This is a genomic window from Candidatus Poribacteria bacterium (assembly GCA_021162805.1).
Lineage (GTDB): Bacteria > Poribacteria > WGA-4E > B28-G17 > B28-G17 > JAGGXZ01.
Map to the genome: position 1 here is coordinate 1 of JAGGXZ010000213.1, position 15,687 is coordinate 15,687.

Annotated in this window: 13 protein-coding genes; 10 read left to right on the plus strand and 3 right to left on the minus strand. The window is 51.3% G+C overall.

The annotated features are described in order from the left end of the window. The first annotated feature begins 372 nt into the window (after window positions 1–372). The 3 genes from J7M22_17505 to J7M22_17515 all read left to right on the plus strand — a co-directional run bounded on the left by J7M22_17505 (window position 373) and on the right by J7M22_17515 (window position 3,991). Window positions 373–1,005 (plus strand): MBL fold metallo-hydrolase, encoded by a 633-nt coding sequence (locus J7M22_17505; GenBank protein MCD6508399.1) that lies wholly within the window; start codon window positions 373–375, stop codon window positions 1,003–1,005. A 3-nt stretch (window positions 1,006–1,008) separates the two neighbouring features. Further along, window positions 1,009–2,136, plus strand: a complete 1,128-nt coding sequence (gene tgt / locus J7M22_17510) for a tRNA guanosine(34) transglycosylase Tgt (protein MCD6508400.1) — start codon at window positions 1,009–1,011, stop codon at window positions 2,134–2,136. Between the two features lie 274 nt (window positions 2,137–2,410). Next, on the plus strand, window positions 2,411–3,991 hold the full coding sequence (locus J7M22_17515) for a tetratricopeptide repeat protein (protein MCD6508401.1): 1,581 nt from the start codon (window positions 2,411–2,413) through the stop codon (window positions 3,989–3,991). 144 nt (window positions 3,992–4,135) lie between these two features. On the opposite strand, the gene J7M22_17520 is transcribed toward J7M22_17515, so the two are convergent. Then, window positions 4,136–4,807 carry a LamG domain-containing protein gene (locus J7M22_17520; protein ID MCD6508402.1) on the minus strand — a complete coding sequence of 224 codons (672 nt, stop codon included), beginning with the start codon at window positions 4,805–4,807 and terminating at the stop codon, window positions 4,136–4,138. A 176-nt stretch (window positions 4,808–4,983) separates the two neighbouring features. On the opposite strand from J7M22_17520, the gene J7M22_17525 reads away from it, so the two are divergent. Both J7M22_17525 and J7M22_17530 read left to right on the plus strand, forming a co-directional pair. After that, window positions 4,984–6,051, plus strand: coding sequence for a Gfo/Idh/MocA family oxidoreductase (locus tag J7M22_17525; protein MCD6508403.1), 1,068 nt, complete (start codon window positions 4,984–4,986; stop codon window positions 6,049–6,051). 86 nt (window positions 6,052–6,137) lie between these two features. Further along, the gene (locus J7M22_17530; protein ID MCD6508404.1) at window positions 6,138–6,326 is read left to right on the plus strand and encodes a hypothetical protein; all 189 of its coding nucleotides are present in this window, start codon (window positions 6,138–6,140) and stop codon (window positions 6,324–6,326) included. Here the strand turns inward: J7M22_17530 and J7M22_17535 are convergent. Both J7M22_17535 and J7M22_17540 read right to left on the minus strand, forming a co-directional pair. After that, window positions 6,320–9,637, minus strand: a complete 3,318-nt coding sequence (locus tag J7M22_17535; protein ID MCD6508405.1) for a peptidylprolyl isomerase — start codon at window positions 9,635–9,637, stop codon at window positions 6,320–6,322. The two genes, J7M22_17530 and J7M22_17535, sit on opposite strands and share 7 nt — an antisense overlap. Window positions 9,638–9,818: 181 nt before the next feature. Further along, window positions 9,819–11,123 carry a sigma-70 family RNA polymerase sigma factor gene (locus tag J7M22_17540; GenBank protein MCD6508406.1) on the minus strand — a complete coding sequence of 435 codons (1,305 nt, stop codon included), beginning with the start codon at window positions 11,121–11,123 and terminating at the stop codon, window positions 9,819–9,821. Between the two features lie 273 nt (window positions 11,124–11,396). On the opposite strand from J7M22_17540, the gene J7M22_17545 reads away from it, so the two are divergent. Genes J7M22_17545 through J7M22_17565 form a run of 5 tightly spaced genes read left to right on the plus strand, consistent with a single transcriptional unit; the run spans window position 11,397 to window position 15,669 of the window. Then, entirely contained in the window at window positions 11,397–12,167 is a 771-nt protein-coding gene (locus J7M22_17545) for an acetyl-CoA carboxylase carboxyl transferase subunit beta (protein MCD6508407.1), read from the plus strand. A gap of 2 nt (window positions 12,168–12,169) precedes the next feature. Further along, window positions 12,170–12,628, plus strand: a complete 459-nt coding sequence (locus J7M22_17550; GenBank protein MCD6508408.1) for a DUF494 family protein — start codon at window positions 12,170–12,172, stop codon at window positions 12,626–12,628. 5 nt (window positions 12,629–12,633) lie between these two features. Further along, window positions 12,634–14,847, plus strand: coding sequence for a type I DNA topoisomerase (topA, locus tag J7M22_17555; protein MCD6508409.1), 2,214 nt, complete (start codon window positions 12,634–12,636; stop codon window positions 14,845–14,847). Next, window positions 14,834–15,271, plus strand: coding sequence for a pilus assembly protein (locus tag J7M22_17560; GenBank protein MCD6508410.1), 438 nt, complete (start codon window positions 14,834–14,836; stop codon window positions 15,269–15,271). Before topA ends, J7M22_17560 begins: the two co-directional genes overlap by 14 nt. Beyond that, window positions 15,271–15,669: a helix-hairpin-helix domain-containing protein gene (locus J7M22_17565; GenBank protein MCD6508411.1), complete on the plus strand. Its 399-nt coding sequence runs from the start codon at window positions 15,271–15,273 to the stop codon at window positions 15,667–15,669. Before J7M22_17560 ends, J7M22_17565 begins: the two co-directional genes overlap by 1 nt. Window positions 15,670–15,687 lie beyond the last annotated feature (18 nt).

A 15,687-nucleotide genomic window follows, 5' to 3' on the forward strand; every position in this document is an offset into this window, starting at 1 on the left:
CTCTCTAACCTCCTCCCATCTGTTCACCGCCCAAAGCCACATCCCTCTTAGCGATCTCTCACCGCAGACTGATGCCAGGATAAGCAGTGATAATATCTTGTTAAGCGGTAGTCGGTTATTTTGGGCAGCCTGGCGAATAAGCTGTTGGGATGGACATATCGGCCCGCCACGAGCATCTTTCTCACCTCCTTCCTGGTGGTCTTTGTGATAGTATACTAAATCATACAATCATTGAAAAGCCCTAGATATGTAAGGCTGTAGCCCCTACAGATACGCAGCTTCTCCTGCGTCAAGGGATAACTTGTTATCTAAGGTGAAATCTGATATAATCAATTCCGGCCTCAGATCCGAAGAGAGATTGGAGGGTATAAGATGGATGTGAAGGGGTTTGTCAAAAACATCAAGTGGTTCGGACATGATGCATTCCTGGTAAAATTTGAAGGTAAAAACGTCTATTTCGACCCCTATCAGATCTCTGGAGGCGAACCTGCCGATCTGATACTGGTTTCGCATGATCATTATGATCATTGCTCGGTGGATGATATCAATCGCATCCGAGGGAGCGATACCGTGATCGTTACCAATAGCTCCTCGGCCAAAAAGTTGAAAGGTGATGTGAGAGTGGTAAAGGCCGGTGATGAGATAACGGTTAAGGGGCTCAAAATCAAAACCGTTCCGGCATACAACCCTGCCAAGAGGTTCCATCCGAAATCCTATGGCGGCTTAGGTTTCATCGTCGATTTCGGTGGGGTTAAGGTTTACCACGCCGGCGATACCGACCTGATACCGGAGATGGAAGGGTTGGAGGTGGATATAGCGCTGTTGCCCGTTTCAGGCACGTATGTCATGACAGCGGAGGAGGCCGCCCAGGCGGCCGAGGTGATAAAGCCCAAGGTAGCGATACCGATGCATTACGGAGCCATTGTAGGGACAAGCAGGGACGCGGAGAGGTTCAAACAGCTGGCACCAGATGATGTTGAGGTGGTGATACTTAAAAAATCCTAGGCTATGCCCGGAAGGTTCGATCTCCTTAAGAAGGACAGGTTCACAGACGCCAGGTTAGGAAGGGTTCGAACGGCGCACGGGATCTTCAACACTCCGGCTTTCATGCCGGTCGGGACCCGTGCCGCCGTTAAATCCCTCTCGCCTCATGAGCTCAGGGAAGTCGGAGCGGAAATCATACTTTCAAACACATACCATCTCTTTTTACGCCCCGGGGAGGACGTGATCGAGGAAGCGGGTGGACTTCACAAGTTTATGGGTTGGAAAGGGCCGATCCTCACGGATAGCGGCGGATTTCAGGTCTTCAGCCTCGCGCCACTCAGAACTATCGGTGAAGAGGGCGTGACTTTCAGATCGGAGATAGACGGTTCCGAAAAATTTCTCTCCCCTGAAAGGTCGATCGAGATTCAAAACGCCCTCGGTGCCGACATTATAATGGCCTTCGATGAATGCGCTCCCTATCCGTGTGAGTATGAATATGCCAAAAAAGCGGTGGAACTGACGCTGCGGTGGGCTGAAAGGTGTAAGAAAGCCCATAGGAACAAACATCAGATGCTCTTCGGCATTGTTCAAGGCGGGGTGTTTAAGGATCTTCGCAGAGCAAGCGTCGAAGGTATCGTGGCGATGAATTTCCCCGGATACGCCATAGGCGGGCTCAGCGTGGGCGAGGAGAAAGAACTGATGTATGAGATGATAGCTTTCACAACTCCCCTCCTGCCGCCCGATAAACCTAGATACCTCATGGGCGTGGGGAAACCGGAGGATATACTCTATGCTGTCAGCAAAGGCGTGGACATGTTTGATTGTGTCATGCCCACGCGTAATGCCCGGAATGGTTCGCTTTTTACGACAAAAGGGGTTATCAAAATCAGAAACGCCAGATATAAGAGGGATTTTTCCCCGCTCGATCCGAGTTGCACCTGTTATACCTGCCGTAACTTCACAAGGGCCTATCTCAGACATCTACATCTATCGGATGAGATGTTGGGGCACAGACTCAACACGATCCATAACCTCCACTTTTATCTTCATCTGATGAAGGGGATCAGGGAAGCGATTCGGCGGGAGATATTCCATGAGATGATGGACGATATACCGGGGCTCGTCATGTTGGGGCAGGATGTGGAGCGATGAATCTCCGTATGGCATGAAAGTTGCTCTAAAATTATGATGTCCCCAACATAGGATCGAGGGATTTCGCTTTCCCTGTTATCCGGAGTGGGGGTAAAGTGCACGATTTGGGGCAAATTAACCGTGCAGATGCACCAAATCGTGCGCCCCTAAAGATAGAAACAGGTTAAGATGGTCAAAAGCGAGAGTCAAGAGACGAGAGATAAAAAAGACCCTGGACTCTAGATTCTCGTCTCCCGACCTTAACCTCTGAGCGTGAAAGGGGGGGGATAAGAGGATGAGCCGTTCAACGGCCATTGTATCCGCTGCGTTATTGATCCTCGCACTCTCGGTATCATCATGTTTGTACAGGGAGCCCCCGAAACCCGCCGTCAGACAGGAGATCGAAAAGGAGAGGGATGAGAGTTCCGTCAAAACATATGGCCTTTCCCAGCGTGATATCGATGAGTTTTACGCCACCCATCCGGAATACGCCCAAAGATATCTAGGCCGAGGGATGTATCCCAGAAAATTTTATGCGGGGGAGTTCAATAAGCTGAAGCCAAATTCGAAACTGCCCGAACGCGTTATCACCGGATACAATATGGGATATAAGGCGTTCTTCGACACATCCAAAGTCGGCCATATCAGGATCCGATTCGACATCGCTATGGAGTGTTACAGGAAGGGGAAACTGGATGAGGCGGAGAAGCTCTTCAAAGCCATAATCCCGCTGAAGCCCGATTCACCGACCATATACTACAACCTCGGTCTGATCAGCTTTAGGAAAGGGGATTACAGGAAAGCGATAGAGAACTTCAGAAAGTGTATCGAGAAAGCCAGGAACGGCGAGATGATGATCGACGCCTATGTCAATTCGGCCCTTTGCTACATGAAGCTGAAGAAGCCGAAGAAAGCGGAGGAACAGCTTCTGAACGCCCTCCAGCTTAATCCCGATGACCCGGGTATTAGATATAACCTCGGTCGAGTTTACCTCGAGGAGGGTGAGCCGGAAAAGGCCTTGGACGAGTTCAGGAGATCTCTCTCCTCGGAGGAGTTCCAAACTGACGCCAGGATAGGCATGGGGCTATGTTACGCGAGGATGAACCAGAGGGAGAAAGCCGTGGAACAGTTCAAGCTGGTCGCGAGATCGAAGGACGACGGCCAGATCTGGTATAATATCGGCGTTTTGGAGTTCGATATGGGCAGGTATGATCAGGCGAAGGAGGCCTTCAACAGAGCGACGGAGAGGGGATATCCTAGGACGAAAATGTCCCGTTTCCTCTGGGCCATTGAAAGGATGAAAAGGAGAAATGCCAGGATAGCCTATAACGAAGGGGTTAAGCTTCAGAAGGAGATGAGATATAGGGAAGCCGTGAGGTCCTTCCGAAAGGCAGTGGAGCTCAATCCTAACTTAGCTGAAGCCTATTTGAACATGGCTTTCTGCCTGCAGAAGACGAGGAAGATTGAGGAAGCCATCAAAGCCCTTGAGCAAGCCCTAAAGGTTAAACCTGACTTCGTCGAGGCGAGATATAACCTCGGGACCTTATACCTGAGGTTGGGTAGATATCCGGAGGCAATCGGTGAGCTCGAGAAGGTCGTCAAAGCCAGACCTTATATGGCAGAGGCGAGGCACAACTTAGGAATAGCGCTCTATCACATGAACAGATATGTCGAAGCGTCGACACAGTTCGAGGAGACCGTGAAGATGAGACCCAAATGGGCTGAAGCGCACTATAACTTAGGGCTGACATGGCTGAGGCTTAATATGAAGGAGAAAGCGATATCCGAATTTAGGGAAACGCTTAGGCTTGATCCCGCCTATCGGAAGGCCGCCGAAGCACTAGAAAGCACCATCGGTGCAAACGCTTCAAGATAAATGATGCCTATAAGCTGAGGGGCGCAAGGTATTGCGCCCCTTACAGTGAAACTGCCCATCAATAACTTTTTATCTCCCCCCAGGTGGTGGCCAATCTATCTGATGGCGAGACGGCGGTAGAAGCCATGACGCCTTTCTCCATGATCAGCTTGATGTCATCCTGATGAAGGGGGCTGGGAAGATGGCGAATTCATCGACGGCTCCGCTGTATGATTCTCCACCGGCATATCCCCCGATCACATATTCACCGTTATTGCCTCTTGTCTCCTGGAATTTAGACTCCTTCGAGAGCTCACCGTTAACGTAGATTCGGAAATGTTTCTTATCGCTAACTACGGCCGCGTGAGTCCATTTATTAGCCTCAACTACGTTTGGATCTGTCTCACACATGCCTCCGGCCCATGCTGCTCCAACCCATCCGCGCCATGAGAGCCGCCCATCGTTGTTGATGAACAGGGTATCATTCGGGTCAGGTCCGGCTCGAAAGATCTGCTGCCAGGTGTTTCCCGTGCGCTTGGCGTTGATCCACACGACAAGCGTGAACATCCCCTCCTTGAAAAGATCAGATGTTAACGTGTCGGAGGCTTTGACCTTAACGCGGCTACTTTCAAATTCGAGCGCCTTTCCGAACTGCCCGTCGATGATCTTCGGATTATTCTCCATCGTCCCATCATTACCGTTACCTGACAGGTCCGGAACCGTGTTCCCCCTGATGTTATCAAATGAGAAGTAGACGATCGGTTTCTCCATTGCCTGAACGATGAACGGCGTTAGAGCGGCAATAGCGAGAGCAAAACCCAGTAAAAGGCGTTTCATCTGTGACCTCCTATTCTTAGCATTTTCAATCCGAATTTTATCACCTCCCTGATATCATGTCAAGGGACGCTCCGATGTCGGGGGCTCATGAATTCGGCAGGGTTGACATACCGACCGGATTTGAAATAAAATTGAGATCGCCCTTGCTTGGCAAGTAATCTGATCGGGAGGATGAGATGAGTGCTCGAGGACGAAAGGCGAAGGTCAGGAAAATTAAGGTCGGCATCATCGGTGCGGGCGGCATAGCTGCCGGCAAGCACCTTCCAGGTCACAGAGGCGTCGAAGGTGTGGAGGTGATCGCCGTCTGTGACATCGTCAAGGACAAGGCCAAGGCCTTCGCCGAGAAGCATGATATCCCCTACTGGTTCACCGATTATAGGAAAATGCTGGAGGAGATGGACGAGCTGGACGCCGTCAGCGTCTGTACCCCCAACAACTACCACGCCGGCCCCACCATAGCAGCGTTGGAAACGGGAAAGCATGTCATCTGCGAAAAACCGATGGCGGGCAGCGTGAAGGACGCCATGGCGATGTTGGAGGCCGCCCAAAGAACCGGCAGGATCCTCCAGATAGGACTCCAATCCCGATTCAACAAACACATGATGACGCTGCGTCGTCTTCGGGAAGAGGGATTCTTCGGCGAGGTGTACTACGGAAGGGCGATGGCATTTCGCAGACGTGGGATACCAGCCTCTCCATCCTTTATAACCAAAAAGATGGCCGGAGGCGGACCGCTTATGGACATCGGAGTCCACGTGTTGGATGTGTTTCTGTGGATCCTGGGTTATCCGAGGCCGATCAAGGCCTTCGGAAGGGTCGATACCAAATTCGGCAATAGACCGAACGTGGTTAACCCTTGGGGGAAGTGGGATCCGAAACAGTTCAACGTCGAGGACTTCGGAATGGGTGTTATCCTCTTTGAAAACGGTCTGACTGTGACTCTGGAGACAGCCTGGGCCTCACACGTCGAGGGATCGGGAACCACCTTCTTCATAGGCGATAAGGCTGGCGCCACCTTCCATCCCTTCAGGGTCTACACGGACAAGAAGGGCGAGATGATCTCATATGAGCCTGAAATACCCAAGGACATCCAAAAGGCACCTGGGGAATTCGAGGCGTTCCATAACGCCATCCGCAACGATCTCCCATCCCCCGTCCCTCCGGAGGAGGTGATCTGGACGAGCAAGATCTTCGATGCCATATATAGATCATCCAGGACTGGAACTTCGATCACCATAAAGTGATCCGATCATAATCGGCGTTGGAGGGAACGAGTAGTAGGGGCGAAGCATTTCCCTCAAATGCCTCGCCCCTTAAAGGGAGGATGAGCGTGCATCTGAAAAAGGTAATCTTCGTCATAGGATTGATCCTCTGGGCCGAACCCATGTTATATGGAGCGGGTCACCTGAGCGGGAGCAAGCTGGGGATACATCTCATAGGACGTTATACACCCGCTGCCCGTAAGATCGTGGCGGCAGGGCCGAGGGTGATCAAGGTGCTTGACCTCGTATCTCAGTAAGACCTCCCCAACCCCCTACCGATAAATCCGCCGTAATACGGCACACCCACGGGGAGGCTCCTCAGTCCCCAGGATTCGGTGACAGCATCATATCCCACCCCTATGGCCACCGATGGATCGGCGATCAGGTTGATCTGGAAGGTGAAATCCTTACGTGCGCTCTCGCCATAGCCTATCTTGTACCAGCTCACCCTCAGATCCCAGTCGTGTAGGTTTCTCCTTATCGTCAGCCTCTGTGAGTAGAACTCCCTCCTGACCCAGTCATACTGCACGTCCAACTCGATCTGGAAAAGCCTGTTGGGCCTTAGGTCGAATCCAGCCAGTATCGTCCTAGAAGGGGTCTTATAGAATTTGGTGAACTGGTTGCCGAGATGGAATTCCCATCCTTTGGCGTAATCCCCTCTTCTATATGATAGGCTTGAGCTGAAACCTATCTGTTTGAATTTCTTGCCATCGCGTGGGTTGGGATCATGTGTTGAGGTGAAACCGATCCTCAAATTTCCGCTCGGAAGTGGGGTCAGATAGAGTCTGCTTCGGAGGTAATCCCATTTTCTATACCCAAGATATATATCTCTGGTGAAATCCCTCGCCGTATATGCGTCGAAATCCAGAAGCGTGTATTTGAAATTCCGCCTGGTTTTCACCTCCACAAGGGATCTAAGCTCCATGTAGAGTCGCTTCTTCTCATATGTGTATGCCGTGGGGCCAAAAGGGTAGAGGTTCTTCTTCTGCTGTATCGACGGGGAGTAGTTGAAATCCACCTCCATATCTATGGTGTGCTTGAGTTTATTGGCGTTGGGGATAAAGCTGATGTCGTAGATCCTGAAGAGATCCATCGTGGAGGTGGTATTTAGGCCGTAACTCCAGGCGAATATGTTTCTGTTGCCCGCCCTATCCTTGCTATGCCATATGAGATTAGCATCTGTCCGGATGCCATATCTTATCTCATGGTAGGGTGTCAGCTCTATCGCTCCATCCTTACTGGCATCGAGGGTTATATCCCCCGTTTGGAGGTAGATATCGGTCTCGCCCGCATATTCCGCCTTATAGTAGTTGCCTATGGTGGCATCGGAGCTTATATACGTGTTGTCCAACGTCGGGAGGGTGAGGATCGGGAATCTCTCGCTTTTTATCCTATCGACGGCCTTTTTGAGGGCTTCGTTTATCTGTTTGAGCAGCGGGAGGTTATACATCTTTCCGCCCGACCAGCTCAGGTAGAGTTCCGGTAGCTCCTGGATGGCGTAGCTCCGCTCGCCCTCAACCAGCTCGAAAGTTTTATCCAATGTGAGCCTTGCAAGCAATCTCGATCGGATCTCCCTCATCATCCTTTCACCCAACAGGGTTGTCCATGTCAGCGAAGCCATAGTTCTCAGTTCTGAAGACGGCGTTCCATATCCACCTATGAGGCTTCGCCTGCCCAGAGAGGCTTTGGTCAGAAGGATAAGCCCCCGCTGATCCTTACGGCTATCCCACGGCGTGGAGATGATCTGGCGGTGATTGAATATAAAATCCCATCGCCTTCCCGTCTTATAGGTTTTTTTACGCCCATATGAGTAGATATCGCCGGTGAACAGGAAGATCTGGCCGCTGAAAAACCTCCTGTCTTCCAGTTTAACCACGTGGAATCCATCCTTCGCTCTGATCACCCCGCTGACATCTCCTTCATCCAGGGTGGTGTATGCTACACGTCTCACCTCCCTAGGCAGCTCCCATCTGCCTCGATATCCCAGATCTCCGCCCCGCTCAGCCTCCTTACCCTCGGAGAATTGTCTGGCGAGTTCCTCAAAGGTCGGCGTGGGCTTTCGTTCGATCAGCTTGAATATATAAACTCCATCATCTAATTGAATCGGATCGGTCCATTCTCCTTTCTTCAGCCGCCTGATTCGATATCTGATCCTGGCGTCCAGCTCATTGAGACCGACCCATCCCATATCCGGATCGGTCTTTGAGAAACGATGTGCGACCTCATCGAAGGGCTTTCCCGCTTTTAGTTCTTTATACGCTTCTCCCGCCTCGGCCTGAGCGGACTTCATCGTCTCCTCGCTCGGCCTGATCTCTATCCTTATCTTTCGCACCCGAACTTCATGTAGCCCATACCGTTCGAGGATATCCTCGACCTTGTATATCTCAAACCCGCCCTCGGTCTTTATAACCTCGCTTATTTCCCCTGGATGGAGGGAGAAGACGATCTTTTCGATTTTCGGCGAAAGCTTCCCCTCGCCCCGAATGAGGTATCCTAAATCTCCGCCCATGTATTTGGTGTCCATATCGTCGGAGTATTGTCTGGCGAGTTTCCCGAAACTAGTTCCCTTCGAGATCGCCTTCCGTCTTATCTTCTCCGCCTTCTTTCTGGCATTTTCGATATCCGCCTTCGTGATATCGTATCTTATGAATATACGTTCCAGGTGGAATTTGTCGTAATCGCCTCTGAGCCTATCCAGCACCTCGTTCGCCTTCTCCTCCGCCTTTTTAGCTTCAATCCTCGAGGCGTCCTTGGGGAGTTTGATAAGGATATCCCTCAGCCTGACATCGTCCACATTGTAATTTGCCTCAAATCCCTCTCCCATGCCCCTTCTGGACGTGTATTCGTAGAACAGGTCGGTGTAGATCCGTTTGCTTCGCTTCAAGGGATAGATGACGTGCATGAAATATCCCTGATACGAGTCCATACCCAGCTTAACGATAACCCTGGCCTTTTTCTCCTTGCGGAGATCCCTGCGATAGACGGGCAGGTATAGCATCGGCACGCCGCCGATTTTGAGGATCACATGTTTCGCTATGAGCTCCTGATCGACCTTAACTATGATCTTAGAAGCCTCAAACCAGAAGTGTGGATGTTTGAGGGAACAGCTTGTTATTCTGCCACCTTCCACCAATGATTCCTTCTCGCTCACCTTATAGATCCGCCTGCCGGAGTAGAACCACGGGGGGCTGTAGGCCACGCCATCCAGCACCTTCCCGACCTTGGATTTTACGTCGAATATCAACTCCTGGGAAAAGGTCTGCTCATCGCCGACCTTAAGGCTCACATTTCCCTGGGCTCTGACAAGGTTCTGGCGGAAATCAAACCAGATCTTACCGGCGGAGAGCTCGACATTTTGATATTTGATGAAGGCGTTACCTTCAAGCATAACGAGCTCATCCTTTTCATTCCAATAGACCCTATCGCCATCGCCGTAAACCTCATCGTCGTTGAGTTGAACTGACCTGCCGAGCCCCTCAACCTCCTCCTGTGACAGGGCGAATGGAGACAAACATAAGATCAAGGCCAGCGTTACGAACCGGACAACCGATTTCGAGATGAAGGACATCGGACGTTCTATCTCCTCCTGCGGTATCTTTCGATGACGACAACATTATACCTCCTACTGTCCACAAAAGCAACATCTGTGGGAGCGCCATTAGGATTTCAAGGATATCAACGGCGAGGAAATTCGAAAGGGAGGAAGATCGGGGGAAATCTTCCTCCCTTTGAGGGGGTGCGATAAACGGTCAGAGCAAATCCTTCAGGTATTGGATTCGGCTGTGATGTCTCAACTTTTTAAGCGCTTCCTCCTCGATTTGTCTGACCCTCTCCCTGCTTACATCGAGAAGCTTTCCGATCTGCGACAGGGTGTAATAGGTCCCATCCTGCAACCCGAATCTCATCTTTATCACCCTTGCCTCGCGCGGATGAAGTGTGCTGAGCACCTGCTCGATGACCTCAGTTCTGATCTTATCCATGACCTCCTGCTCGGGCGATGGTGAGTTCTTGGCCTCTATCAGATCTGCAAAAGTTGCATCTCCTTCCTGCTCCAGGGGCATGTCGAGGGAGATGGTATCGCGGGAGCTCTGAAGCACATCCAGGAGTTTATTTTTCGGAATACCCATCTCCTCCGCCAGCTCATCCAGGTTGGGCTCCCTACCTATTCTCTGGGCGATTCTCTGCGCCGCCTGGTTGATGGCGCGTCTGGTCTCGGCGATATAAACCGGGGTGCGGACGGTCTTGCTGTGCTGATCTATCGCCCGCTTTATCGCCTGCATTATCCACCAGGTGGCATAGGTGCTGAACCTGAAACCCTTACGATAGTTGAACTTGTCCACAGCGGTCATCAATCCGATCGTTCCCTCCTGGATCAGATCTAGGAGCGACAGACAGGCGTTGCCGAAAGCATGATCCTTGGCTATCGAGACCACCAGAAGCAGGTTGGACTCGACGATTCTGTGTTTCACCCTTTTCATCTGCTCATCCGCCTCAACGATCTGTCTGAGCGTCTTTCTGAGCTCCTCCAGATCCATGCCTTTCTCCTCGGCGTATGCGATCTGGATCACCTCTTCGGCCTCCAGCATATTGCGGGCTTCCTCTATCATCCTCAAGGTCTGCTTCGCTATGGAGCTCCTGACCTTACTTCCCTTTCTGCCCCGCTTAGGCGTCTGTCTTTCTATTCTGCGCTGCCGCTCCGGAAAGAGTTTTCTCAATCCCTGTCTCAACCTTCTCCTCTGCCTGTCAAGCTCCATGAAGAGCATCTTCTCCTCTTCAGGGGTGAGGAGCGGGACCTTAGCTATACGGCGGAGATAGGAGATGATGGAGCTATCCAGCTCCCCATGGGCGTCGTCCCGATGTTCCTCCTCCTTAGCTCCCTCCTCAAGTCCGATCTTACCCTTGGCGAGGATCTCCTCTATATCGTCATCGTCCAGATCGGGAAACAGAGATTCATCGTTGCTGACAGCGGCTATGGGTTCATCCGAGATATCATCCCTGACTATCAGCTCGTCTCCTATGTATTCTCCTTGTAGAATCCTGATCTTCCTCCTCATCCTTTTTCTCACCCTGTTTTACCCGATTTCCTTTCCCAAGAGAAGATATTTATAGCAAGAGAGATGCCAACTATCGCGAACCCGATCGGTCCTTTCATAACGGGCGTTTCAGCACATATCAATCCGAAAACCAACACATGACGTGCCAAAATGACATCAGATGACGGTGGAAAGAGATGTATTCTTGACAAGATTCGGGCAAAAGTGTATTATAACAGAGATTTAATACCGATTGCAAATACTTTTAACGTGGAGGCACCCATCAGGTTGACGATGAAGGAGATCGAATGCCGTGGTTGCGGATATCGGATGAAGGAGGAGGATTTCAAGCGGCTGCTGAAAGTTTGTCCGAGATGCGGTTATCATCATCTTATGAGCGCCTTTGAACGGCTTGAAATGCTCGCCGATGAGAACAGCTTCATCGAATACGATTCCGACCTCTACTCCACAAACCCGCTTGATTTCCCAAATTATGAGGAGAAGCTAAGCCAAGATAGGGAGAAAACGGGACTCAAATCGGAGATGCTGGCGGGGGAATGTAAGATCGGCGGATACGAGACGGTCATAGCGATAGGCGAGCCGGCTTTCAGAATGGGAAGTATGGGATCGGTCGTCGGGGAGAAGATAACTCGATGTATGGAGAGAGCTATCCGGAAAAGGTTTCCGGTGGTGATCGTGTCGGCCTTTGGCGGAGGGGCGAGGATGCAAGAGGGGACGATCGCCCTGATGCAGATGGCTAAAACCAGCGCAGCCTGCGCTAAATTATCGGAAGCGGGTCTGCTTTACATCTCCGTCATCACCCACCCAACCATGGGAGGAACGGCTGCAAGTTTTGCATCCCTCGGCCATATCATAATGGCCGAGCCGGGGGCAATGATAGGTTTCGCCGGACCGCGATCTAGGGCCTCCATACGCGAGGAATTGCCTCCTAATTTCCAAAGATCAGAGTTCCTCCTGGAACACGGCATGCTCGATCTCATCGTGCATAGAAGGGAGATGAAATCCGTTTTGACCGATCTGCTGAGGTTCTTCTGGGAGAGATGATCATGTTTCAAGGGCGAATTAAGGATATCCTGACATATCTTGTTAAGAGAATGCTATTTCAATCCGATAAAACCCTTACCGAGGAGGTTATCGTCGAGGAACTGCTGGAGAAAGGCTTCGATATGGAGGAGATCGAAGAGGCTTTGGAGATGCTCTCCGAGATAGATACGATCGAAGCCCACTTCAGCGATCTTCCAGCTTCGGACAGCTCTATCAGGGTGTTGAGCGATTATGAGAGACATAGGCTTAGCCTCGAAGCACAGGGAGCGATCGCCATGTTGGCTCACTTCAGGGTGCTTTCGGCCCAACAGGTGGATGAGTTGATAGATGATGTTATGAGCCTGCCATATCCCGAGATCAGCAGGGAGGATATCATCGAGAAGGCCGCATCGATGATATCTAAGGAAGAGGGTGTTCTGCCGGCGATCTACCTCCTGAAATTCCTGAAAGGCGGTGATTAGCCTTCATGGCTAAGTCGCTCGTCGTGGTCGAATCACCAGCTAAGGCGAAGACGATAAACAAATTCCTGGGGAAGGACTTCACCGTGAAGGCCTCTCTGGGACATATAAGGGATCTGCCCGAAAAAAGGCTGGGCGTGAATATAAAAGACGGGTTTAAGCCCCAATACGTCACCATAAAGGGCAAGGAGAAGGTGATCAGGGAGCTTCGCAGGGCCGCTAAATCGGCCGATAAGGTCTACCTCGCCGCCGATCCGGATAGGGAGGGCGAGGCGATATGCTGGCACATCAAACAGGCCCTCGGCAAGATCGATAAACCCGTCTACAGGATAACCTTCAACGAGATAACCGGGAAAGCCATTAGGGAAGCATTGAAAAATCCAGGGGATATCAACATCAACTTGGTGAACGCCCAGCAAGCTAGAAGGATATTGGACAGATTGGTCGGATATCAGATCAGCCCTATACTTTGGAGAAACGTACGAAAGGGGTTAAGTGCCGGGAGGGTTCAATCGGTGGCGCTCAGGTTGGTCTGCGAGCGTGAGGAGGAACGGGAGAAATTCCAGCCTCAGGAATACTGGGTTATATCCGTGAAGCTCGTGGGCGAGTCAGGCGAACCGTTCACAGCCAGGCTGGTCGCCGTAGGGGATAGAAAGGCGGAGATAGAGGGCAAGGGATTCAAGATCACTGAGGAGGAAGCCAGAGCGATCGCCGAAAAACTAAAGAGTCTTACCTTCCAGGTCGAATCGATTAAACGGCAGATCCGCAGACAGTCTCCACCCCCGCCCTTTATAACCAGTAAGCTTCAGCAGGAGGCGAATAGGAGATTTAGATTCCCGGCCCGAAAAACCATGATGATAGCCCAGCAGCTTTACGAAGGGGTGGAGCTCGGCGGAGAAGGTCCTGTGGGATTGGTCACCTATATCAGAACCGACTCAACAAGGGTGGCCGACGAGGCGATAGCCGCTGTTAGAGAGCTCATAAAGAGGAACTACGGCTCACAATACCTCCCATCGAAGCCGAATGTATACAAGAGCAAGAAGGGGGCTCAGGATGCACATGAGGCTATAAGACCTACCTATCTGGATCGACCTCCCGATTCAATCAAGGCATATCTCTCCCCCGACCAAGATAAGCTCTATAACCTCATCTGGCGCAGGTTTGTGGCGAGCCAAATGAAACCAGCTAGGCTTCAGTTGACCACCGTTAACATCTCCGCCGACGGATATCAGCTTAGAGCCAGTGGATCGGTCATCCTCTTCGACGGTTTTCTCAGAGCTTACAAAGGGGAAGGTGGTGAAAAGGAGGGGGAGGAAACCCTACCTGAGCTGAAGGAGGGTGAGAAGCTCAAGCTCCTGGAGGTGAAACCGGAACAGTTCTTCACCCAACCCCCGCCCAGATACACCGAAGCAACCCTCATAAAGGAGCTCGAGGATAAAGGGATAGGTCGGCCAAGCACATATGCAACCATTATATCCACACTCCTCGACAGGGGATATGTGGTCAAGGAAAAGGGATATCTAGCACCGACCGATATCGGAATTATGGTCAACCGTCTGTTGATAAGGAGCTTCCCCGAGATAATGAACGTGGGATTTACAGCCGATATGGAGGACAAGCTGGATAAGATAGAGGATGGGAAGGCTGATTGGGTTGAAGTGCTGAGGGAGTTTTATTCCGGATTTCGCAAATACCTCGAAGCCGCACCCGATAAGATCCATGAGGCGAAAAAGGAGATGGAGGAGGAGACGAACGAGATCTGCGAGAAATGCGGCAGGAAAATGGTGATCAAATGGGGCAAATACGGAAAATTCCTGGCATGTTCCGGATATCCCGAATGCACTAACACTAGACCGATCAAAGAGGAGGAGGTCGTAACGGATCAGGTATGTGAGCTCTGCGGGAGCCCGATGGTCATAAAAACAGGAAGGTACGGCAGATTCCTCTCCTGTTCCAACTATCCCAAATGCAAGAACACCAAGCCGATTGGAACCGGCGTTAAATGCCCTAAATGCGGCGGAGAGCTGGTCGAGAGGAGATCCAAGAGGGGTAGGACCTTCTATGGATGTGAGAACTTCCCAAAATGCGATTACGCTATATGGGACAAACCCGTGAACAAATCGTGTCCAAAATGCGGTTTTCCGTTTCTCGTGGAGAAAAGGTCCAAGGGCAAAACCCATCTTGCCTGTCCCAACGAGGGATGTGATTATGTGGAGAGGTGAAAGGGGACAAGCCCTTATAGAGTTCGCAATCATACTTCCGCTTCTGATATTCATCCTTTTGGGGATCGCTGAACTGGGGTGGTACTTTGTCATCCGGATCGCCTTATCCAACGCAGCTACCACCGGAGCGGAATTCGCGGCATATGAAGGGATCACCGATCCGGATCTGGTTGAGGAAAGGGTAAGAGAGGCAGCAGATGGGGTGAAGTTGGGGAGCGGTGATATCATCGTGCTTATAGCCTCCTACCAGGATAAGAAGGGGATCAAGCCGAAATATGCCCTTGTCCAGATAAACTACACCTACAGACCGCTCGTGACGGGGAATCTCTTCAGAAGGACGGTTACCATAAAAGCCAGAGCCATAAGATACTATCCATCAGCCCCTGAAACGGCTGAATCTGAAGCCATCCCACAGACGATGTGATGCTCTCAGAGAGAGAACGAAAGGCGTTGATTCTGATAGGAGCCGCTTTGGTCGCGGGAATCGCCCTTATCCTGGCGAAGGCCTATAGGCCTTCTCTGTTCCTGGGCGAACCGGATTTTCAGGCGGAGGATGTGGAGGCCAAATCCGAAATCATCCCCTCTGAAACTCCTCCATCATCGGAGGAGAGGATCTCGAAACCGGTGAACATCAACAGGGCATCGAGGGAGGAGCTACAAAAGCTTCCAGGCATCGGTCCAACCCTCGCCGACCGAATAGTCCAATATAGGGAGAAACACGGTAAGTTCAAACGGATAGAGGAGATAAAGGAAGTCAGCGGCATAGGAGAGGGAAAATTCCAGAGGATCAAATCGCTGATAACCATATCAAGTCAGCCTTGAATTCCATCCGTCCACTTC